18 protein-coding genes are annotated in these 19,759 nt (G+C 74.5%); 10 read left to right on the forward strand and 8 right to left on the reverse strand.

The genetic code is table 11. From position 1 onward, the window contains the following. The first annotated feature begins 7 nt into the window (after positions 1-7). Complete coding sequence (locus ACFXOZ_RS26910; RefSeq protein WP_380593065.1) at positions 8-991, forward strand: aldo/keto reductase; 984 nt, start codon at positions 8-10, stop codon at positions 989-991. A 40-nt stretch (positions 992-1,031) separates the two neighbouring features. Next, positions 1,032-1,379: a hypothetical protein gene (locus tag ACFXOZ_RS26915; protein WP_380593066.1), complete on the forward strand. Its 348-nt coding sequence runs from the start codon at positions 1,032-1,034 to the stop codon at positions 1,377-1,379. 3 nt (positions 1,380-1,382) lie between these two features. Here ACFXOZ_RS26915 and ACFXOZ_RS26920 read toward each other — a convergent pair whose 3' ends face one another. Further along, complete coding sequence (locus ACFXOZ_RS26920; RefSeq protein WP_380522949.1) at positions 1,383-1,514, reverse strand: hypothetical protein; 132 nt, start codon at positions 1,512-1,514, stop codon at positions 1,383-1,385. Between ACFXOZ_RS26920 and ACFXOZ_RS26925 the strand changes: the two genes are divergently transcribed. After that, entirely contained in the window at positions 1,507-2,340 is an 834-nt protein-coding gene (locus ACFXOZ_RS26925) for a polysaccharide deacetylase family protein (protein WP_380593067.1), read from the forward strand. The genes ACFXOZ_RS26920 and ACFXOZ_RS26925 overlap by 8 nt on opposite strands. Before the next feature lie 69 nt (positions 2,341-2,409). On the opposite strand, the gene ACFXOZ_RS26930 is transcribed toward ACFXOZ_RS26925, so the two are convergent. Then, positions 2,410-3,975 (reverse strand): acyl-CoA synthetase, encoded by a 1,566-nt coding sequence (locus ACFXOZ_RS26930; RefSeq protein WP_380593068.1) that lies wholly within the window; start codon positions 3,973-3,975, stop codon positions 2,410-2,412. A 362-nt stretch (positions 3,976-4,337) separates the two neighbouring features. Here ACFXOZ_RS26930 and ACFXOZ_RS26935 point away from each other — a divergent pair, with 362 nt between their 5' ends. The 4 genes from ACFXOZ_RS26935 (at position 4,338) to ACFXOZ_RS26950 (ending at position 9,439) form a co-directional block, all read left to right on the forward strand. Beyond that, complete coding sequence (locus ACFXOZ_RS26935; RefSeq protein ID WP_380593069.1) at positions 4,338-4,589, forward strand: DUF6296 family protein; 252 nt, start codon at positions 4,338-4,340, stop codon at positions 4,587-4,589. A 219-nt stretch (positions 4,590-4,808) separates the two neighbouring features. After that, positions 4,809-6,257, forward strand: coding sequence for a hypothetical protein (locus ACFXOZ_RS26940; protein ID WP_380593070.1), 1,449 nt, complete (start codon positions 4,809-4,811; stop codon positions 6,255-6,257). Between the two features lie 162 nt (positions 6,258-6,419). Next, positions 6,420-7,883, forward strand: a complete 1,464-nt coding sequence (locus tag ACFXOZ_RS26945) for a hypothetical protein (RefSeq protein WP_380593071.1) — start codon at positions 6,420-6,422, stop codon at positions 7,881-7,883. Between the two features lie 116 nt (positions 7,884-7,999). Then, on the forward strand, positions 8,000-9,439 hold the full coding sequence (locus tag ACFXOZ_RS26950; RefSeq protein WP_380593072.1) for a hypothetical protein: 1,440 nt from the start codon (positions 8,000-8,002) through the stop codon (positions 9,437-9,439). Positions 9,440-9,537: 98 nt separating this feature from the next. Here the strand turns inward: ACFXOZ_RS26950 and ACFXOZ_RS26955 are convergent, their stop codons facing one another. Beyond that, on the reverse strand, positions 9,538-10,632 hold the full coding sequence (locus ACFXOZ_RS26955) for an alanine racemase (RefSeq protein ID WP_380400372.1): 1,095 nt from the start codon (positions 10,630-10,632) through the stop codon (positions 9,538-9,540). An 80-nt stretch (positions 10,633-10,712) separates the two neighbouring features. Beyond that, positions 10,713-11,537: an SDR family oxidoreductase gene (locus ACFXOZ_RS26960; protein WP_380593073.1), complete on the reverse strand. Its 825-nt coding sequence runs from the start codon at positions 11,535-11,537 to the stop codon at positions 10,713-10,715. A 137-nt stretch (positions 11,538-11,674) separates the two neighbouring features. Here ACFXOZ_RS26960 and ACFXOZ_RS26965 point away from each other — a divergent pair, with 137 nt between their 5' ends. Continuing rightward, positions 11,675-12,475, forward strand: coding sequence for a hypothetical protein (locus ACFXOZ_RS26965; protein WP_380593074.1), 801 nt, complete (start codon positions 11,675-11,677; stop codon positions 12,473-12,475). A 62-nt stretch (positions 12,476-12,537) separates the two neighbouring features. Here ACFXOZ_RS26965 and ACFXOZ_RS26970 read toward each other — a convergent pair whose 3' ends face one another. Further along, positions 12,538-13,119 (reverse strand): CGNR zinc finger domain-containing protein, encoded by a 582-nt coding sequence (locus ACFXOZ_RS26970; protein ID WP_380593075.1) that lies wholly within the window; start codon positions 13,117-13,119, stop codon positions 12,538-12,540. 88 nt (positions 13,120-13,207) lie between these two features. Between ACFXOZ_RS26970 and ACFXOZ_RS26975 the strand changes: the two genes are divergently transcribed. Beyond that, positions 13,208-14,731, forward strand: coding sequence for an FAD-dependent monooxygenase (locus tag ACFXOZ_RS26975; protein WP_380593076.1), 1,524 nt, complete (start codon positions 13,208-13,210; stop codon positions 14,729-14,731). On the opposite strand, the gene ACFXOZ_RS26980 is transcribed toward ACFXOZ_RS26975, so the two are convergent. Continuing rightward, positions 14,705-15,928, reverse strand: a complete 1,224-nt coding sequence (locus tag ACFXOZ_RS26980; RefSeq protein WP_380593077.1) for a hypothetical protein — start codon at positions 15,926-15,928, stop codon at positions 14,705-14,707. The genes ACFXOZ_RS26975 and ACFXOZ_RS26980 overlap by 27 nt on opposite strands. Positions 15,929-16,027: 99 nt before the next feature. Here ACFXOZ_RS26980 and ACFXOZ_RS26985 point away from each other — a divergent pair, with 99 nt between their 5' ends. Further along, on the forward strand, positions 16,028-16,963 hold the full coding sequence (locus tag ACFXOZ_RS26985; RefSeq protein WP_380593078.1) for a DUF4232 domain-containing protein: 936 nt from the start codon (positions 16,028-16,030) through the stop codon (positions 16,961-16,963). A gap of 42 nt (positions 16,964-17,005) precedes the next feature. Here the strand turns inward: ACFXOZ_RS26985 and ACFXOZ_RS26990 are convergent, their stop codons facing one another. Beyond that, on the reverse strand, positions 17,006-18,523 hold the full coding sequence (locus ACFXOZ_RS26990; RefSeq protein ID WP_380593079.1) for an IPT/TIG domain-containing protein: 1,518 nt from the start codon (positions 18,521-18,523) through the stop codon (positions 17,006-17,008). A 156-nt stretch (positions 18,524-18,679) separates the two neighbouring features. Next, the gene (locus ACFXOZ_RS26995; RefSeq protein WP_380522963.1) at positions 18,680-19,759 is read right to left on the reverse strand and encodes an alcohol dehydrogenase catalytic domain-containing protein; all 1,080 of its coding nucleotides are present in this window, start codon (positions 19,757-19,759) and stop codon (positions 18,680-18,682) included.

Below are 19,759 nucleotides of genomic sequence, written 5' to 3' on the forward strand. Positions count from 1 at the left end.
TCCTGGTATGGAACAGCGCGTACTCGGCCGGACCGGCCGTCCCGTTTCGGTGGTCGGACTCGGCACTTGGCAGCTCGGTGCGGACTGGGGTGACGTCCGGGAGGAGGACGCCCTGGCCGTGTTGGAGGCGTCGGTGGAGGAGGGGGTCACGCTCTTCGACACCGCGGACGTCTACGGGGACGGCCGCAGTGAGCGGCTGATCGGCCGGTTCCGGAAGGAGCGGCCGGACGCGGAGGTGTTCGTCGCGACCAAGTTCGGCCGCCGGGTCGAGCAGCGGCCCGAGCACTACCGCCTCGCCAACTTCCGTGCCTGGGCGGACCGTTCGCGGGAGAACCTGGGCGTGGAGCGGCTGGACCTGGTGCAGCTGCACTGCCCGCCGACGCCGGTCTACTCCTCGGACGAGGTGTTCGACGCCCTGGACACCCTGGTGGCAGAGGAGCGGATCGCGGCCTACGGGGTGAGCGTGGAGACCTGCGCGGAGGCGCTGACCGCGATCGCGCGTCCGGGCGTCGCCAGTGTGCAGATCATCCTGAACGCCTTCCGGCTCAAGCCGCTGGAGCGGGTGCTGCCCGCGGCGGAGGCGGCCGGGGTGGGGATCCTGGCGCGGGTGCCGCTCGCCTCGGGGCTGCTCTCGGGCCGCTACAGCGAGCGGACCGTCTTCGGCCCGGACGACCACCGCACCTACAACCGCCACGGCGAGGCCTTCGACCAGGGCGAGACCTTCTCCGGCGTGGACTTCGCCACGGGCGTCGAGGCGGCCCGGGAGTTCGCCGCGTTCGCACCCGAGGGTGCCACGGCGGCGCAGACGGCCCTGCGGTGGATCATCCAGCAGCCCGGGGTCACGACGGTGATCCCCGGCGCCCGCAATGTGGCGCAGGCCCGCTCCAACGCTGCGGCCGCCGAGCAGGCCCCGCTGCCCGCGGCCACGCTCGACGCCGTACGGGAGCTGTACGACCGCCGCATCCGGCCGCAGGTGCACGACCGCTGGTAGGAGCGTCGCCGGCGGTCGCCGCCGGGTCTGGAGGGGATCGGTGGCACTACCGGCACTGGTCGAGGTCCGGTACCGGGCGGACCAGATGGCGGATCCCGGCCGTCTCACCTCCGTCGAGGACGTCGATCGCCTGATCGACGAACTCCTCGACGGCTCGGCGTACGAGAACCTGGCTCAGCTGACCCACCTGGCCAGGGGGATCGTCAAGCCGAGAGTTCCGGGCCACGACTTCCCGGCGGTCCCTGACCACGACTTCCAGGTCGGAGTCGACCGCGAGCAGGACGTCGGGGTGCTGCTCTTCATCGACGGCAGTGGGAACTTCGTGACGGCAGGCCCGCCGGAGTCGCGCAACGCCCCGCGTACTACCTCGGACTCGTCGCTCCACTGAGCGTCAGCGCGTTCCGGCGGGAAATGTCACCGGTCTGCTACGCGCGTCGAAGCGGGGAACCCCGGTGGGGTGGTTGACGTCCTCGACCTCGGAGAACACGCAGGTGGAGTCGGGGGAGGGGTCGTTGATGGACATCAAGGCGCGCATGGGGACCGTGGGCAACCGGTCGCGGGCGGCCGTCGCGGTGGCGGTCGTCGTCGCCGCGGCGACGGCTTGGGCGGTTCCCGCGGTCACCGCGACGGTCCCCGGCCATGACCGGAACGTCGCCCAGGCGCAGGACGGGTCCGCCGAAGGGCAGGGCGGCCAGGACGGTGCCCAGGGCAGCGGCGGCGGTGCGCAGTCCGGCGGCATACCCGAGGGCATAGCCCACGCCTCGGAGGCCGGGGGCAACGCCGTCAACATCACCATCGACGACGGGCCCGACCCGGTGTGGACCCCGAAGGTCCTCGACGTGCTCAAGCGGTACGGGGTGAAGGCGACCTTCTGCATGATCGGACCGCAGGCCAAGGCCCACCCGGACCTGGTCAAGCAGGTGGTGGCGGCCGGTCACCGGCTCTGCGACCACACCGTGGACCACGACACCACGATGGACAAGAAGCCCGTCGCCTACCAGGAGCGGGAGATCCTGGACGCGAAGAAGATGATCGAGCAGGCCGCGGGCGGCGCCGAGGTCATGTACTACCGGGCCCCCGGCGGCTCGTTCACCCCCGACAGCCGGCGGATCGCCGCCGCGAACGGCATGCGCCCGCTCGGCTGGAACGTCGACTCGAAGGACTTCGAGAAGCCCGGCACGGCTGCCATCGTCGAGACGGTGAAGAAGGAGCTCGCGCTCGGCCCGACCGTCCTGTTCCACGACGGTGGCGGCGACCGGCAGCAGACCGTCGAGGCCCTCGGCCAGGTGCTCACCTGGTTGAAGAGCCAGGGCCGCGCCACCGGCTTCCCGGTCCGGACCACTCCGTGACCGTCGCCGTCCCGGCCGTCCCGGCCGTCCCAGCCGTCCCAGCCGTCCCGGCCGTCTGGGCCGGCCGGGCTAGCGGATCCCGGAGGCCCGGGCCCGGAGTTCGCGCTTGAGGAGCTTGCCGCTCTGGTTGCGGGGCAGTTCGGTGACGAAGAGGACCTTCTTCGGCACCTTGAACGGTGCGAGCCGGCTCCTGACGTGGGCGATCAGTTCCGCCTCGGTGGGGGCGGGACTGCCGGGGCGGAGCACGACGAAGGCGGTGACCGCCTCGATCCACTTGTCGTCGGGGACGCCGATCACCGCGACCTCGGCCACGGCGGGGTGGCTGTAGACGGCCTCCTCGACCTCCCGGGAGGCGACCAGCACCCCGCCGGTGTTGATGACGTCCTTGATCCGGTCGACCACGGTCAGGTAGCCGGCCTCGTCGGCGACCACCAGGTCCCCGGAGTGGAACCAGCCGTCCTTGAAGGCCTCGGCGGTCTGCTCGGGCGAGTCCCAGTAGCCGAGGCACAACTGCGGTGAGCGGTAGACGACTTCGCCCGGGGTGCCGGGCGGCACCTCGGTGCCGGTCCGGTCCACGACGCGGGTCTCCACGAACAGCACCGGGCGTCCGCAGGAGGCCGGGCGGTCGAGGTGCTCCTCCGGCCGGAGCACCGTGGACAGCGGGCCGATCTCGGACTGGCCGAAGCAGTTGTAGAAGCCGACCTGCGGGTAGCGGGCACGGAGCCGGTCGAGCACCGCCACCGGCATGATCGAGGCGCCGTACTGGGCCTTGCGCAGGGAGGACAGGTCGTGCCGGTCGAGGTCCGGGTGGTTGGCCAGCGGAACCCACACGGTCGGTGCCAGGAACAGCGAGGCGATCCGGTCGGCCTCGATCCGGCGGAGCAGCTCGGGGATGTCGGGCGACTCCAGCAGCAGGACGGAGGCGCCGACGGCGAGGTACGGGAGCAGGAAGACGTGCAGGGCCGCCGAGTGGTAGAGCGGCATGCAGATCAGCGGCCGGTCGTCCTCGCGCAGGTCGAGGGCGTGGAGGGCGGACAGGTAGGCGTGCACCAGGGCGCGGTGGGGCATCATCGCGCCCTTGGGGCGGGAGGTGGTGCCGGAGGTGTAGAGCAGCTGGGCGAGCTCGGTCTCGGCCGGACCGGTGCCGAGTTCGGGCACGGGGCCGGCCGACGCGGCCTCCAGCAGGCCGATCCCCGAGAGCCCGCTCCCCGGCAGCCCGGCCGGGTCCTCCCGCAGCGGCAGTACGTGTTCGACGGCCAGGCCGTCCCGGACCCGCTCGACCTCCGGCGCGAGCGCCGGGTCGCTGAGCACCGCGCGGGTGCCGGACTGGCCGAGCAGGTAGCGCAGTTCCTCGCCGGTGAGGGCGTGGTTGACCGGGACGTGCACCAGTCCGGCCCGGGCGCAGGCGAGGAAGGCGATCGCGTAGGCGTCGGAGTTGCGCCCGTACGCGGCGACCCGGTCGCCGGGCCGCAGCCCGAGCCCGAGCAGGTGCCCGGCGGCGCGGCTGACCGCCTCGTCGAGCTGCCGGTAGGTCCAGCTGCGGTCGGCGAACGTGAGGGCGACGCGGTCGGGGGCCCGGCGGGCGCTCCGGCGCAGCAGCCCGTCGACGGTGCCGGCTCGGGGGTCGTCGCTCATGGTCACGGTCACGGTCTCGCTTTCGTACGGCGGGGCGGCGGGGCGGTGGGGCGGTGGGGCGGCTGGGCAGTGGGGCGGCTGCGCCCGGCCCGGACGACCGGAGCGGGCAGGAGCAGCCTGCCCGGTCCGGACCGCTCGCACCAGGGCCTGCGCCCGGCCGGTCCGCCCGCCCGGTCCGTCGGGTGCGTGCGGGCGTGTGCATCGGCCCCGGCCGGGTAGGTGCCCGGTAACCATCGATTCCGGGGCCCGGCACCGTGCCGGGCCGAAGGGTGCTGCGAAGACGGCCACCGTTCGTATGCGACGGCCCGACCTCGGAGGAGAATCGACGCCACCGGGCGGGGAGTCCGACGAGGAGGCCGGCCATGAAGAGCCTTGAACGCCGCTACGCGGTGACCCTGCCCGGGTCGATCGGCGGGCACGCTCCGCCGCCGGTCGTCGTGGTCCGCGTCACCGAGGCCGTGGGCCCCGGCGGCGGACCGGTCTGGACGAACCGCGCCGGCGACCTCCGGGTGGAGATCATCGGCGAGGTCGCCACCGTCCTGTCCGCCCCGGACGGCATGGGGCGGCACCCCTGCCTGCACGCGGTGCCGCTGCCGGACCGCCTCGCGCCGTAGCACGCATGCCTGCACACGCCCGGGGCGGCGGGAGGCTTCGCGGAAATGCCATTCCGCCGGAATTCAGGAACTGCGGAATTCGCTTCCGGCTTTGACGCTGCGAAGTCGCGCTGTTACGATCAAATGAGTCTTGATTGATCATTCGACAAAACCCCCCACCGCCGCGAATGCCGTCGCGAAGAACGACGGAAGGCCGCTGGGAGGAATCGAAGCCATGACATGACGACGCACCCCCTGGCCGTGCTGAGAATCGCGATCGGCCTTTCCCAGTCCGCGTACGCCCAGCTGATCGCCCGTACGCACGCGGAACTCGGCTTCGGGCCGATGGCCGCGCGGCGCGAGAAGGTCTCCCGCTGGGAATCGGGCCGGATCGCTCCGGAACTCGGCGCCCAGCTCGCCATCGCCCGTATCCACCAGGTGGACCGGGAGATCGTGCTGCGCCTGGGCTGGCCGCAGTGGCTGTTCGTCGCCGGCGGCGACGGTGCACTACTGCGGCAGCCGTGGAATCCGCAGGCCGCCGTCGACATCACCCGGCTCGCCGCGGGTGAGCCGGGGAATCCCGGCCCGGGCCCTGCGCTGATCGCCAGCGGCGCCTCGCTCACCGCCCAGATCCGCGGCGCCGTGGCGGCGCTCGCCGACGGCCCGTGCCCGCCCGTGCACGAGGGCCCCCGGATCGGCCCCGGAACGCTCGGCTGGGCCGAGACCCGCATCCGCACCCTGGAAGAACTGGAGGCCGGCAGCCCGATCCCGCAGGACGCGCTCCACGCCGCCGCCCGGGCCGAGTACCGGCTCGTCGGTGACCTCCTGGCCCGCCACCGGTACGACCGGACCACCGGCACCCGGCTGTTCCTGCTCGCGGCACGCAGCGCGGCCCTGTGCACCTGGACCAGCGGCGCCCTGGGGGAGGAGGGCCGCGCCGAGCGCTACGCCCTGGCCGCGATCCGGGCCGCGGCCGCCGCCGGGGCGCCCCGGCACACCGCCGCCTACCTCTCGCTGCTCTCGATCAGGCACCTGCGCCGCGGCGACCCCCGGGACGCCCTCGCCCTGCTCCGGGCCGCCCGGGCCGTCGACCCGCACCCCACCCCCAGGCTGGCCGTCATCCTGCACACTCGGCAGGCCCGCGCCCTGGCCCGGCTCGGCGAACCCGCCGCCGGCCTGCGTGCGCTGGAGCACGCCGAGCAGGCCCTGTCGGCGGCCGCGCCGGGCTGGGACGCACAGGCCGACCCCACCGGCAGCAACATCGACGAGGAGTACCTCGCCCTCGCCCGCGGTCACACCTGGCTGCGTCTGGGGCAACCGGCCCGGGCCCTGGACAGTTACCGGAGCCTGCGCACCGACGGCGCGCCGACGGCCCGGCCCCCCTCGCCGCACGCCGTGGCCCGGCTGCGCCCGCTGGTGGAGGCCCAGTTGGCGGTCGGGCAGGTCGACGAGGCGGCCGCCACCGTCCGCGGCGCCGTCGACCGGGCCGGGGTCCTGCCGCCGGGGCTCGCCCACTGGTTCGGCAGCCGGCTCTCGCCGCACGCCGACCACCCCGGCGTGCGGGAGCTCCTCGACCACCTGGACGATCGGTCCGTGGCGCAGCGTCGGACCGGGTTCGAATCCGGGGGCGGCCGCGAACCCGGGGGCGGGTTCGGGCCCGGGCGCAGCTTCGAGCCCCGGTCCGACTGAAAGCGCCAATTCCCGTTCCGGCAATGCCGTCGGCAGTGCCTCGGGGAGTGCCTCCGCGTCTGGCGAATTCCGTATCGGTTTTTCTAGGATCCGGTACCGAAGCCGGTCCGGAGCCGGTCTCGGTTCCCCCACGATCTACAGAGACATCTCAAGACTGCATCCATGGCGCACCCACTCATCCTGTTGCGGTCCGCGAAGGGCCTTTCCCACCCCGAATACGCCCGTCTCGTCGCCCGGACCCATGTCGAGCTCGGCCTCGGGCAGATGGCGGCCCGTCGGGAGAAGGTCTCCCGGTGGGAATCGGGACGGACCGTCCCCGAGCACACCGCGCAACTGGCGATGGCGCACATCCACGGAGTCGCCGCCCGCGAGGTGCGCCGTCTCGGCTGGCCCCACTGGCTGCACCTGGTCATCGGCGACACCACCCTGCTGGAGCAGCCCTACACGGCCGCCGGCGCCGAGCTCGCCCTGAGCAGCGCCCTCCACCTGCCGAAGGCGCCACGCTCCCCGCGGCTCCTGCTGCGGGGGCCGGCGCTCACCGCCCAACTGCGGTCCGCGCTCACCCAGATCGCGGCGGACGGCGGGGGAACCCGCGCCGGCCGGGACGCCCGCCCCGGCCGGGGTGACGTGCCGGGCCGGTCCCAGGCCCTCGCCGAGCAGCTGCACTGGATCGAGGCCCGCACCGGCGCGCTCGAACGGCACGAGGACGGCTCGCTGATACCCGCCGAGGCCCTCTACCGGGCGGCGCACGCCGAACACCGGCTGGTCGTCGGTCTGTTCAACGGCCGTGACCGCGACGACCCGGCCGCCCGCCCGCTCTTCCGGCTCGCTGCCCGTACGGCGCTGCTCTGCACCTGGTTGAGCAGCGCCGTCGGCGAGGAGACCCGGGCGGAGCGCCACAACCTCACCGCGATCCGGGCCGCCGCCGCTGCGGCCGCGCCCGGGACGGCCTCGGCTGCCATGGCCCACCTCGCCCGTCGCCACCTCACCGCCGGCTCCCCGGCCGATGCGCTGGCGCTTGTCCGGGCAGCCGCCGCCGTCCGCTCAGGGCAGCCCGGTCAGTCCGGTCAGTCAGGACAACCCGGACAGTCCGGACAGCGCGGGTCCTCGTACGGTCCGGAGAGCATCCTGCACTGCGCGGAGGCCCTCGCCCTGGCCCGGCTGGGGAACGCCACCGGCGCGGCGAGGGCGCTGGACCGGGCCGCCGCGAGCGCCGCCTCGGGGGGTGCCGGTCCAGCGGTCGGTGCCGGGGCCGGTGCCGGTGCCGGGGCCGAGCGGTGCGTCACCGTCAGCCGGGCCCTGGCCGCGCTGTTCCTCGGGGATCCGCAGGGTGCGAAGCCGTACTTCGAGCTTTTCACGGACTCCCTGCTGGCACCGCGGAGCGCCGTCCCGTCGCCCCAGACGGGTGTCTGGCTCCTCTACGCGGCCGACGCGCACCTCGCGCTCGGTGAGCTCGACCGCGTCGCCGACACCGTCCACCGCGCCGTCGACGTCACCGGGAGGCTCCCGCCCGGACTCGACCTCCAGTACCGCGCGCGGCTGGCCCGGCACGAGAACGAGCCGGCCGTCCGGCAGGTCCTGGAACGCCTGGACGAGGGCTCCCGCTCCAACCGGCCGATCCCGTAACGGCGATGACCTGGTGGCCTGCCGTCCGGTCCGTGCTGTCCACACGCTCGCCGCACGGGTCGCCGACGATCCGTGCCCGGCCGGGGCCGCCGCCCCTCGACCCCTTCGGAGGCGACATGGTCCACGTCCACCCCCTCACCCGGCTGCGCGAGGGCATGGGCCTGTCCCAGTCCGAGTACGCCAAGCTCGTCGCGCGCACCCACACCGCGCTCGCGCTCGGGAACACGGCGGCCCGCCGGGAGAGGGTCTCCCGCTGGGAGGCCGCCCGCTCCGTCCCCGAGCACACCGCCCAGCTCGCCATGGCGCACATCCACGGGATCCCCGCCCGCGAGGTCCACCAACTCGGCTGGCCGCACTGGCTCCACCTGGCCACCGGGGACGCCACCCTGCTCGACCAGCCCTACACGGACCACGGTGCGGTCCTCGCCCTGCGCGCCGTCGTGGACCTCTCCGGGGCTCGGCATTCACCTGAACTCACCCTGAGGGGGCGTGAGTTGGCATCCCACCTGGGTGCTGCCCTGACACAGCTCGCCGACCCGGGCCGGACCGGCTGGACCCGCCGGACCACCCGCTCGGCCGCCGGGTGCGTTCCCGGCCTGGTCGGGAACCGCCTGCGCTGGAGCGAGGCCCGCACCACGGCTCTCGAACAGCAGGAGGCCGGCACCTTGATGCCCGCCGCGGCCCTGTACGGCGTGGCGTACGCCGAACACCGGCTCGTCGTCGGCAACCTGCTCAGCGGTGCCCGCACCAGTACCGAAACCGGCGCCGGGACCAGCGGCGGCGTCGAAAGTCCGGGACCACGGCGGCTGTTCCCGCTCGCGGCCCGCACCGCCCTGCTCTGCACCTGGCTCAGCAGCGCCCTCGGCGAGGAGACCGGAGCCGAGCGGCACAACCTCGCCGCACTCCGTGCCGCCGTCGCCACCGGTGACCGGGCCGCAGCGGGCGTCGTGATGGCGCAACTGGCCACCCGGCACCTCATCGTGGGTGACGCGGCCGACGCGCGGATGATCGTGCGGGCCGCCAGGGCCGCCGATCCTGAGCCGGCCCCCGCCGTGGCCGTCGTGCTGCACACCAGGGAGGCGCTCGCCCTCGCCCGCCTCGGCCGGTCCGGTGACACGGCGCGGGCGCTCGACCGCGCCGCCGACACCCTCGCCGCCGACACCCCGGTCGCCTCCGACCACAAGCACCGGCACCGGCCCGGGTTCCCGTTCACCGTCGACGACCGCTTCCTGACCTCCGTACGGGCCGACGCCTGGCTCCACGCGGCCGATCCACGACGGGCCGAACCCCACGCCGCCGCGCTGCTCGACTGGCTGGACGGCCCCGAGCCGGTGCTCGCCCCGCCGCTGACCGGCCGGATGCTGCTGTCCGTCGTCGACACCTACCTCGCCCTCGGCGAGGCGGCGCAGGCCGTCCGCGCCACGTCCTGCGCCATCGGCGTCTCCGGCACCCTTCCGCAGGGCCTGGCCCGGCAGTACCACGGCCGGCTCGCGGCGCACCAGCACGAACCGCTGATCCGGGAGGCGCTGGAACAGCTCGCCCACGGCGAGCTCTGACCCGGGCCCGGCGCCGGTCGGCAGGGGTCGGGCGGGTTCGGGCGGGAGGGTGCCGAACCCGCCCGAACCCGCCCGCCCGGTCGTCGGTCAGCCGCCGTTCAGCTGTTGGCGCCCCGAGCGGCCACCGTCCAGCGGTCGACGACCTCCCCGGCCCGGACCACCTCCAGGGTGTCGGCCAGGTTCACCGGCGTGCAGACGTGGACCGGGACGACGGCGACCCGGGAACCCAGGCGGGGAGTGGGCCCGCCCTCGGGCAGCACGACGGTGGCGTGGTGCTCGGACAGGGAGGCCACCACCGCATCCGGGTGGTCCGGGAGGTAGCCGTGACCGCGGACCCAGGGCGAGGCGTCGGAGCCCAGCACCTTGCTGCCCGCGTCGAGTACGAAACGACCGGGGCCCGGGCTGCTCACCACGGTCGCGAGCGCGTAGAGCCCGAGGTCGTCCGCGGTGCAGCTGCCGATGGCCAGCTGGGTCGCGTCGTTGAAGACGTACACCCCCGGGCGCAGTTCGTTCACCGCGCCGGACCGCCACTGCCCGGCCGTCGGCGTCGACCCGCCGCTCACCACCGGCACCGCGATCCCCACGGCCCGCAGCGCCTCCGCGGCCTCGCCGAGTGCCCGTTCCTCGTCGCGGGCTGCGTGCTCGCGGGCGCGGGGGTCGTGGCCGTAGCCGTGGCCGGGGAAGGTGAAGACGCCCGCCACCTCCAGCCCGGCGTCGACGGCGGCGAGGCCGATCTCGGTCGCGTCGGCCGGAACGACCCCGGTCCGGTGGTGGCCGGAGTCGATCTCGATCATCACCTGCACCGGGGCCGCCGCTCCCCGCAGCGCCCGCCCCAGCCGCCGGACACCCTCCACGGAGTCCGCCCCCACCCGCAGGGCGACCGAGTCCGCGAGGGCGCGCAGCCGACGGGCCTTGGCGTCGTCGACCCACAGGGGGTAGGCGATGAAGAGGTCGGACACGCCGTTCGCGGCGAAGACCTCCGCCTCGCCGACGGTGGCCACGCTCAGGCCCACCGCACCGGCGTCGAGCTGGCGCCGCGCGATCTCCGGGCACTTGTGGGTCTTGGCGTGCGGGCGCACCGCGAAGCCGCCGTCGAGGGCCGCCGCGCTCATCCGGGCGATGTTGCGCTCCATGACATCGGCGTCGACGACCAGCGCGGGGGTCGCCGGCTCCTCGGGGAGATGTGTGCTCATGCCCCATGATCACGCGTCCGGCCGACCTCCGGTTCCCGCCGCGCCCCCCGCTACGTCGTCGTGCCGGCCCGTGCGGCCCGTCAGGCCTCCGCCGGACCGGGCCCGTCCGTCTCGGCAGCGCGAGGCGCGCCCGGCGGGATCGGCCCCAGGTAGGTGCCGCCGGAGGCGTCGACGGTCTGGCCGGTCACCCAGCGGCCGCGCGGGCCCGCCAGGAAGCCGACCACGTCCGCGACGTCCTCGGGCGTGCCGATCCGGCCCAGGGCGGTGATCGACTCCAGCCCGGCCATCGCCTCGGGGGCGCTGGCCCACGCGGAGGTCATGTCGGTGAGGATCACGCCCGGGTTGACGGTGTTGACGGTGATCCCGCGCCGGCCGAGGTCGTTGGCGAGCGGTGCGGCGAGCGCCTCCAGGGCCGTCTTGCTGACGGTGTAGCCGATCTGGAGCGGCGAGGCGATCCGGGCGGCCGCCGAGGCCACGTTCACGATCCGGCCGCCGTCCCGCAGCAGCGGCAGGGTCCGCTGGATCACGAAGAGCGGCGCGCGGACGTTGACCGCCATCACCCGGTCGAAGTCCTCCTCGGTGATCTCGCCGATCGAACCGGCCAGGTGCACGCCCGCGTTGTTGACCAGGATGTCCAGGCCGTCCTCGCCGTGCTCCGCCAACCCGGCGGTGAGGCCCTCGAACAGCCGGTCCGGCCCGTCGCCCCGGTCGAACCGGGCCGGCACCGCGAACGCCCGGCCGCCCGCCCCCTCGATCAGCTTCACGGTCTCCGCGGCGGCCTCCTCGTTGCCGCCGTAGTGCACCGCGACCAGCGCCCTGTCCTCGGCCAGCCGCCGTGCGACCGCCCGCCCGATCCCCCGGGACCCACCCGTCACCAGCGCCGTCCTGCCGTCCAGCTCGCCCATGCCCGCCGTCCCTCCCACGCCCTCCCGGCCGCCTCCGGGGCCGGGCCGGGTCGTCCCGCCCCGAAGCCGGACGACCCCTCATACCTGCCCGCCCCCGCAGGCCTGATGCCACCCGCGGCGGCTGGGAACATGGCCCGATGACCAAGGAAACGAATCCGCCGCGAGTCCGGTGGCCGCTCGCGACGCCCGGTGCCACGGACTGGTTGTCGGAGCTGTGCGGCGACGGCCTGACCGGGTTCATGCCGCCCGCGATGCCCGACGCGGTCTGGGTGCTCAACGCCATGTACGAGCACGAGCAGGCGCCGACCGGCATGTCGCACGACGAGTACCACCGGGCTCGGTCGGCGGCCGGCACCGCCGAACCCGACACCCTTCCGGGGATCGACCTCGTGGCCACCACCGTCATCACCGGGGGCGGCCTGGGCCGTGCCGAGCACCCCGGCCCCGGTTGGCAGCGGCTCCGCTGGGCGGAGCTCGCCCGGCGCACCGGCGACCCCGTCGTGCCGGACGGGCTGCTGCCGTCCTACCGCTGCTTCCCCTCGGTCAAGAAGGACGGCAGTTGGCCGCTCGGCATCGCTCCGCCCACCGAGGGGAGCCTGGACCGGGAGACCTGGTCCCGGCTGATCGGCATCCTGACCGCGCACAGCCCCGCCGGCCCGGACACCCGGTGCCTGGCCTACTACAACCCACTGATGCTCGGGGCGTTCGACTTCGACAACCTCCGGGTGCGGGCCGGCCGGCTCGGCGACGCCGAGCTCCTGTACGACGACCCGGAGGCCGACTTCAGTCCGTCCAACTTCTGGGCCGAGGACCGCTCATGGGTCCTGTGCACCGACTACGACCTCTGGGCGACCAAGGTCGCCGGGCCGCCGGCGCTCGTCGACGCGCTGCTGGAGGACGCCGAGATCGAAGCGGTACGCCTGCCCTGGGCGCCCTGACCCGGGCCGACACCCTCCGTGCCTCGGGCCGCCGTGGGCTGCCGCAGGCCTGATGCGCGGGCTCAGTCGCCGGTCCTTCGGGCGGCCCGGTGGGTGGCGACGCGGACGCGGGTGGCGCAGCGGGGGGTGCAGTAGCGCTGGGGGGTGCGGCGGCCGGTGTCGATGTAGTGGCGGCCGCAGCCGGGGGCGGCGCAGCGGCCCCAGGCGCAGGTGCCGCGTTCGCTGAGCCACAGGCCGAGGGCGAGGGCGGCGGTGGAGAGCAGCCAGTGGGTGAGGCCGGCGTCGGCGGGGGCCCGGGTGTGCAGGGACCAGGGGCGGCCGGGGAGCCGGACGAGGTGCGGGCGGGGCGGGTAGCGGTCGAGGAGGGCGTTGATCGCCTCGGCGGCGTGGTCGGGGTCGTCGGTGTCGAGGACGGCGATCACGGGGGCGGTGGCCTCGCACAGTTCCCGGGCGTCGGCCTCGGTGAGGTGGAACGGCGGACCGCCGTGGCGGTCCAGGAGGGCCTGGAGTTCGGCGGTGCCCGTGTCGGGGTTCGCGCGGACGGTGTTGGCGAGGTCGGCGAGGAAGTGGAGGCCGCGGGGGTTGTCCTCGGGTCCTCGGGAGGGGCCGGGGGCTTCGGGTGTCGGGTCGGGGGTCCGGGGCATGGGGTCGGGGTGTCCTCGTCTCCTGGGTGCTCTCTGCCGCCACCATGGTAACGTCAAAAATCTCGAATAGCCGTTACGAAGGAGTGGCATGCGATTCCCGGCAACGACCTCCGTGCTCATCGTCGGCGCGGGCCCCGTCGGCCTGACGCTGTCCCTCCTGCTGTCCGGCCACGGCGTGGACCACCTGCTCGTCGAGGCGCACCCCGACACCTCCCGGCACCCCAAGGCCCGTGGCGTGTCGGCGCGTTCGATGGAGGTGTTCCGGCGCTGCGGCCTGGAGCCGGAGATCCGGCGGGCCGGCCTCCCGCCCTCCCAGGTGTACTTCTACCGCGGCCGCACCCTGGTCGACCCGGACTTCGTGCGCACCGGGGTCGCCGTGCCGGACGGCCCCGAGCGGACCCCGTCCCCCGGGCTGATCTGCTCCCAGGACGCCCTGGAGGCCGTCCTCGCCCGGCGCGCCCGGGAACTCGCCCCGCAGGCCGTCCGGTTCGCGACCCGGCTGGTGGCGTACACGGAGGACGCCGACGGCGTGGAAGCCGTCCTGGAGGATCGCGGCAGCGGTGAGCGGCACACCGTCCGCGCCGACCGGCTGATCGGCTGCGACGGCGCGTCTAGCACCGTCCGCGCGGCCGCCGGGATCGCCATGGCCGGGCCGACCGGCCTCGGCCACTTCCTCGGCGTCCGCTTCGAGGCGCCCCTCGGCGAGGTCGTCGCCGACCGGGCCAGCGCCTCCTACTTCCTCACCGAGCCCGGCCGGGGCGGCTTCCTCGCCGTCGACAACGACCGGCGCTGGATCTACCAGCACCCGTACGACCCCGGCCGCGACGACACCACCGCCCTGCGGGCCGACCACCCGCGGCTGGCCCGGCTGATCCGCGAAGCGGCCGGGCTGCCGGGCCTGGCCGTGACCGTCCTGGACACCACCACCTGGCGGATGGACGCCCAACTCGCCGACAGCTACCGGAAGTCCAGGGTGCTCCTGGCCGGCGACGCGGCCCACGTGACGCCGCCGACCGGCGGGCACGGCATGAACACCGGCATCGGCGACGCCGACAACCTGGCCTGGAAGCTGGCCGCCGTCACGGCCGGCACGGCCGGCGACGCGCTGCTCGACAGCTACGAGGCCGAACGCCGCCCCGTGGCCCGCCAGGTCATCGACATCTCCCTCGCCAACTCCCGTGCCCGCACCAGCTACCGGATGGACGACGAACTGCTGCTCACCGCGGCCTACACCTCCACCGCCGTCCTCCCCGTCACCCTGGCGCCGCGCCCACCCCTCGACCCGGACGGCGCCCACCCCGACCCCGCCCCCGGCACCCGCCTCCCGCACCTGCCGCTCCCCACCGGCTCCACCCTCGACCTGGTCGGCCCGGGCTTCGCCCTCCTCACCGCCGACGCCGCCTGGCAGCGCCACGCCGACACCGCCACGGCCGCCGGCCTCCCCGTCGCCCTCCACCTCCTCCCCGCCGACCTGATGCGGTCGCTCACCCTCCCACCCACCGGCGCCACCCTGGTCCGCCCCGACGGCCACATCGCCTGGCAGGCCCCGCACCCGGCCGCCGAAGCGACCCAACTCCTCGACGTACTACGGCAGATCCTCGCCCGCCCCTGAGTCGCCCGCCCCTGGGTCGCCCGCCTCTGGGTCGCCTGCCCCTGAGTCGTGCGGCCCTGTTGTCGCGTGGGCCGAGACGGCCCGGTCGGACCGGAGAGCGTCCGCCCGTTCCACGAGGTGGTCGAGAACCGCGAGGGTGAGGTCCGCGAGGTCGGTCCGCGTGAGCGAGCCGACGTCGAGCCGGAACTGGGTCGCCAGGCGCCGCTGCCGGTCGTGGAAGAAGACCGGATGCAGCCGGGGTGTGCTCGCGCCGCTGGCGAGCCGGTCGCGCCAGCTGGCCAGGACCTCGGGATCGGCGGGGCCGTTCAGGCCGTCGTGCTTGTCGGCGCGGAGCGCCGCGGCCAGTTCCGGACGGCCCCGCCGGCGAAGGCCCTCCTGGATCGAGGACAGCGCCATCGCCGGTTGCAGCTCCACGGCCAGGTCGTGGGCTTCGAGCACGGCTTCCACCGTCGGCCTGGCACCGGTGAGGACGTCGACGCACGGCCGGAACAGCCAGGGCTGGCTGGGCATCCCACGGCCGGGGCAGCGCAGGTCCACGGCGATCCAGGCGTGGTCGGAGCCGGAGGGGTGGTGTCGCCAGGCCATCACCATCGGGTTTCCGCCGCTGGTGCTCATGGCCCTCGCTTCGGCTGAGCCCGGATGGTCGCGGCGCAGCGCGTCGTCGAGGGCGAGGGCCGTACGACGGCTCACCACGTCCGGCACGTACCAGCCGGAGGAACTCCCGATCGCACCGTCGGCCTCCGTTTCCCAGCTGTGCAGGACGTCGGTGATCCCGTGCGCGAGCCACGCGGCGTGCGGATCCGCGGCCGAGTGCCACGCCTGGAAGAGCGTGACGAGGCGCAGCGATCGCCACGGCTCGGTGGGCCGGGCGGCGTCGAAGGTGCAGTAGAACAGGGCCGGTACGGGGTCGAGGGTTTCGGCCCAGGCCCGGTAGCGGTTCAACTGATCGCCGTGCTCGTCGGAGGCGCCCTTCATCTCCAGCACGGCCACGGGACGGTCGTCCGACCGCCGGTACACCACGAGGTCCAGGCGGCCGGCAGGCTGTTTGACCTCGCGTCGACACCGGTACGGGCCGGGGGCGAGGCCGAGCAGGTCGATCAGGGGCTGGGGATCGCGCTCGAACAGGAAGGCCAGCAGGTCGCTCAAGCTGTTCTCGTTGGCGACCAGTCGTTCGAGGGCAGGGCTGGGTTCCGGCATCCGGAGATCATCCTCCACCGGCGGCGGCGTTGCGGGGCTGTTGCAGGGGGAGTGACGGCGGTCACGGTGGGGTGGGGTGGTTCGTGATCGGATGGTCGGATGGGTGAGTTCGGGACGGGTGGGGTGGTGCCGGTGAGGCGCGGGGTCGGTGCGGTGGGTGCGGTGGCGGCGGCGGTGGTGCTGCTCGCGGGGTGCGGGAGCCAGGTGGCCGGGGCGGGCGGGGAGGGCGGGGGGCCTTCGGCCGCCGGCTCCGGCAGTGCGGGGCCGTGCGGGGCGGCGTCGGCCTCGCCGGGGCCCGTGGCGAAGGACGGGGTGCGGATCACGGCGGCGAGTGCGGCCTGTGCGGAGTACGAGGTGACCAACCCGGGCGCGGAGGCGGCCGATGTGACGGTGGTGTTCGGCCGGTCGGGGGCGGCCGGGGGTGTGCTGGGCAACGAGACGAGGACGGTCAGGGATCTCGCGCCGGGGGCGACCGGGAAGGGGCGGGTGGAACTGGACGGGAAGGGCTCGGTGCTGACGGTCGTCAAGGTGCGGAGCGTGCCGAGCGCCGAGGCCTCGCGCCCGGACGGGCCGTGCCCGGCCTCCGGGGTGCGGGTGAATGCGGACGACGGGGACGCGGCGATGGGGCTGCGGGTGGTGGGGCTGCACCTGCGCAACTGCGGGACGGCCACGGTGAACCTCAACGGCTACCCGGACCTCCAGCTCCTCGACGTGGGGCACCGGCCGGTCGACGGGGTGCGGCTCCTGCGCGGAGGTGCGCAGATCGCGAGCGGCACCGGGGCGGACGACCCGCCGCGGCCGCTCGCGTTGAAGCCGGGCGAGGGTGCACGGTCCACGCTGGCGTGGCGCAACACCACCGAGGCGGGCGCCGGTGACGCGGTGAACGCCCCGTACGTGCGGGTCCGGGCGATGCCGGGCGCCGCGCCGGTGACGGTCGTGCCGGAGCTGGACCTGGGCACCACCGGGCGCCTGGGTGTCGGCGCCTGGGTGCGGGAGGACGGGCAGCCGCCGGCGACCAGGCCGCCGGCGGGGTGATCAGGGCTCGGCGGTCATGACTCGGTGGTCATGACTCGGCCGTCAGGACTCCGGGGACGATTTCAGGTAGGTGAACTCGTTGGCCGGCCCGGCCGGGGACGAGTAGCCGTTGGACACCACGGTCACGTTGACGGTGCTGGGCCTGCCGAAGCCGGTGCTCGGGGCGGGCGCGTCGACGACGATCTCGTAGGGCGGCTGGACCTGCGGCGACGCCGCGGGGTTGGTGCCGAAGAACACCTGGGCGTCGGCGCCGAAGTTGACGCCGGTGACGGTCACCGAGGTGCCCTCGGGGCCGGTGGCCGGGAAGAGGCCGGTGGTGATCACCGGCGCGGGGCCGCCGTAGGCGAACCGGCCGAAGGGGACGGCCGCCGAGGTGCCCAGCTCGGTGGTGACCCGGACGTCGACCACGCCGACTCCGGGAGGCGCGTAGAGGCTGATCGCGAGGCCGTCGCCGCTGACCGCGAGGTCCTGGCCGGGGACGGGGCCGAAGTCGACGGCCGCGCCCGGGCCGAAGCCGCTGCCGGCGACGGCCAGTGCGGTGCCGCCCTCCCCGGAGTTCGTGGAGAGGGCCCGCACCACCGGGCCGGCCAGGACGTCGGGGGCGCCGAGCAGGCCCAGGTAGGTGGAGTTGGCGTGCTGGAAGGCGACCTGGCCCAGGAAGTCCGCGAGTGAGCTCTTGACGAAGTCCGGGTCGTGGGTCCGGCCGTAGTCGATGGCCAGGGGCACGGCCTTGCCGGGCTGGGCGTATTGGTGGGGACCGGGCAGACCGGCGATCACCGAGATGACGGCGTCCACCTCCTCGTTCGCCGCCGGTCCGGGAGGAGTCGGGTACCAGCCCTCGGCGTCGTCGAGCGAGGTCCAGGCGAGCGGCACGACGTCGTAGGGGTTGTAGTAGCGCGCGTTGACGATCCACGGCAGGGAGTCGACGTAGTCGGCGAAGTCCGGGCCGCCGGCGGTGGGGGCGGCGAAGGTGCAGAGGCCGAACTGCGGGGTGGCGCCGGGCCAGGACCGTGCCTGGAGGTAGGGCGCGACCATGGTGGCGATGCAGCCGCCGAGGCTGTGGCCGATCACGTACACCGTGGGGGTCTGCGCGGCCCCGGCGAGGGCTTCGGTGAGCGCCTGCACCAGGGTCACGCCCCCGCTGCTCATGGACACGACCTGGGTGAAGGCCGCCATCGCGCCCTGGGACACGGACACCGGGGCGGACGGTGCGCCGACGGCGGTGAACGGCACCACCGTGCCGACGTCGAGGTCCTCCAGCAGGTCGGTCACGTTGCCGACCGTGCCGCGGAGGACCACGGCGAAGCTGCTGGAGGACGGGTCGGCCGCCAGGTACGCCAGGTTGGCGTTGTCGGGGGCCAGCGCCAGCCACCGGAGGCTCCAGTCGGCGCCGGTGGCGAGGTCGGTGTCGGCCAACTGCCGGGTGATGCCCAGGAACACCCGGTTCAACTGCTCCGGCACCGTCTCCCCGGACGGGCGCGGGGTGGCGGCGGTCGCCGCGATCGCGGCGAGGGTCATCGCCACTCGGGGTGTCATCGGTGCGGTCTGCTCCGCCGCCATGCCGGCTCCTCGGGATCGCCTGGTGGGACAGGGAGGATCGTGTCCGATCGGCTTCCCGCCGCGCCCGTCCGACGCGGTGCCGGATCCCCGCGTCACGCCACCGGGCGTACACCGGCCCCGGGTGCGAAGCCGGTGCGCGCGCCCGTCCGGTCGGGGTCAGGGCGCGAGGTCGATGATCACCTTGCCGGGGTGGTCCTCCCGTTCGGCGGCGATGTCGGTCACCCGGCGCGGGAAGTCGTCCAGGCCGATCCGCAGGGAGGTCAGCTTCTCCAGGGGGAAGGCGAGCGGGTGTTCGGCGCGCAGCCGGAAGCCCTCCTCGTAGTCCTCGCGGTGGCAGCCGTAGGCGCCGGCGAGGTGCAGCCGCTTGCCGTGGTGCTCGACCGGCTCGATGAGTTCCGCGCGGCGGATGGTGTCGACGTCGGCCCGGCCGGGCGGGTAGGTGTCGCCCCGGCGGGTGCCGCCGTAGACGAAGAGGACGGCGCCGTCGGCGGCCAAGTCGCTGGCGGTGTCCAGGAGTTCGGTGGTCGATACGGTGGTCGCCACGATCACCACGTGGTACCTGTCCTGGTGCTGCGGCGCCTTGGCGTCGGTCAGCGGGTGGATCTCCTCGGCGGCGAGCAGGCCCTGCTGCCGGGCGAAGGCGCGCCGGGCCTCGCCGCGGTTGAAGACGGTGGGCGAGGCGCCCAGGTGGCGGGCGTACAGGGCGAAGGTGAGGCCGGCGCAGCCGGCGCCGAGGACGGCGACGCGCCGGCCCCGGAGGTCGGTGAGAGCGGTGAGTTCGAGCAGTCTGCGGAGCGCGTGCACGATGCAGGCGAAGGGCTCGGGCATCCAGACGGCGTCCCGGATGCCGGTCTCGGGGACGCGCACCACGGCCTGGTCCAGCTGCGCCTCCGTGCCGTGGACGAAGACGTACTCGGCGAAGCCGGTGGTGCGGGTGGGGGTGATGTTGGGGTTGAGGGTGACGAGTTCGCCCTCCCGGAAGCCGGTCCGGGCGCCGGCGAAGGCGACGGTGCCGACGAGTTCGTGGCCGAAGAGCGGGCCGCGGTCCTCGGGGACGTCGCGCGAGCCGACGACCTCCTTGGCGTCGGCGCGGCAGATGCCCAGGTGGTGGGGCTTGATGAGGACGGTGTCGGCGCGGAGCGCGTCGTGGGGGAAGGGGCGGGTGCCGAGGCTCACCACGCCGTCCCGCAGGGTGGTGGTGGCGTACTCGGCCGGGAGGTTCGGCGCTTGGGGCAC

Origin of the sequence: Kitasatospora sp. NPDC059160 (assembly GCF_042755465.1) — a bacterium.
In the GTDB taxonomy this organism is placed as follows: Bacteria; Actinomycetota; Actinomycetes; order Streptomycetales; family Streptomycetaceae; genus Kitasatospora.

Excerpts from the sequence above, each read along its gene's own strand:
- ACFXOZ_RS26910 (WP_380593065.1), top strand. The coding sequence starts at position 8 with ATGGAACAGCGCGTACTCGGCCGGACCGGCCGTCCCGTTTCGGTGGTC.
- ACFXOZ_RS26925 (WP_380593067.1), top strand. The coding sequence starts at position 1,507 with ATGGACATCAAGGCGCGCATGGGGACCGTGGGCAACCGGTCGCGGGCG.
- ACFXOZ_RS26920 (WP_380522949.1), bottom strand. The coding sequence starts at position 1,514 with ATGTCCATCAACGACCCCTCCCCCGACTCCACCTGCGTGTTCTCCGAG.
- ACFXOZ_RS26930 (WP_380593068.1), bottom strand. The coding sequence starts at position 3,975 with ATGAGCGACGACCCCCGAGCCGGCACCGTCGACGGGCTGCTGCGCCGG.
- ACFXOZ_RS26935 (WP_380593069.1), top strand. The coding sequence starts at position 4,338 with ATGAAGAGCCTTGAACGCCGCTACGCGGTGACCCTGCCCGGGTCGATC.
- ACFXOZ_RS26940 (WP_380593070.1), top strand. The coding sequence starts at position 4,809 with ATGACGACGCACCCCCTGGCCGTGCTGAGAATCGCGATCGGCCTTTCC.
- ACFXOZ_RS26945 (WP_380593071.1), top strand. The coding sequence starts at position 6,420 with ATGGCGCACCCACTCATCCTGTTGCGGTCCGCGAAGGGCCTTTCCCAC.
- ACFXOZ_RS26950 (WP_380593072.1), top strand. The coding sequence starts at position 8,000 with ATGGTCCACGTCCACCCCCTCACCCGGCTGCGCGAGGGCATGGGCCTG.
- ACFXOZ_RS26955 (WP_380400372.1), bottom strand. The coding sequence starts at position 10,632 with ATGAGCACACATCTCCCCGAGGAGCCGGCGACCCCCGCGCTGGTCGTC.
- ACFXOZ_RS26960 (WP_380593073.1), bottom strand. The coding sequence starts at position 11,537 with ATGGGCGAGCTGGACGGCAGGACGGCGCTGGTGACGGGTGGGTCCCGG.
- ACFXOZ_RS26965 (WP_380593074.1), top strand. The coding sequence starts at position 11,675 with ATGACCAAGGAAACGAATCCGCCGCGAGTCCGGTGGCCGCTCGCGACG.
- ACFXOZ_RS26970 (WP_380593075.1), bottom strand. The coding sequence starts at position 13,119 with ATGCCCCGGACCCCCGACCCGACACCCGAAGCCCCCGGCCCCTCCCGA.
- ACFXOZ_RS26975 (WP_380593076.1), top strand. The coding sequence starts at position 13,208 with ATGCGATTCCCGGCAACGACCTCCGTGCTCATCGTCGGCGCGGGCCCC.
- ACFXOZ_RS26980 (WP_380593077.1), bottom strand. The coding sequence starts at position 15,928 with ATGCCGGAACCCAGCCCTGCCCTCGAACGACTGGTCGCCAACGAGAAC.
- ACFXOZ_RS26985 (WP_380593078.1), top strand. The coding sequence starts at position 16,028 with ATGGGTGAGTTCGGGACGGGTGGGGTGGTGCCGGTGAGGCGCGGGGTC.
- ACFXOZ_RS26990 (WP_380593079.1), bottom strand. The coding sequence starts at position 18,523 with ATGGCGGCGGAGCAGACCGCACCGATGACACCCCGAGTGGCGATGACC.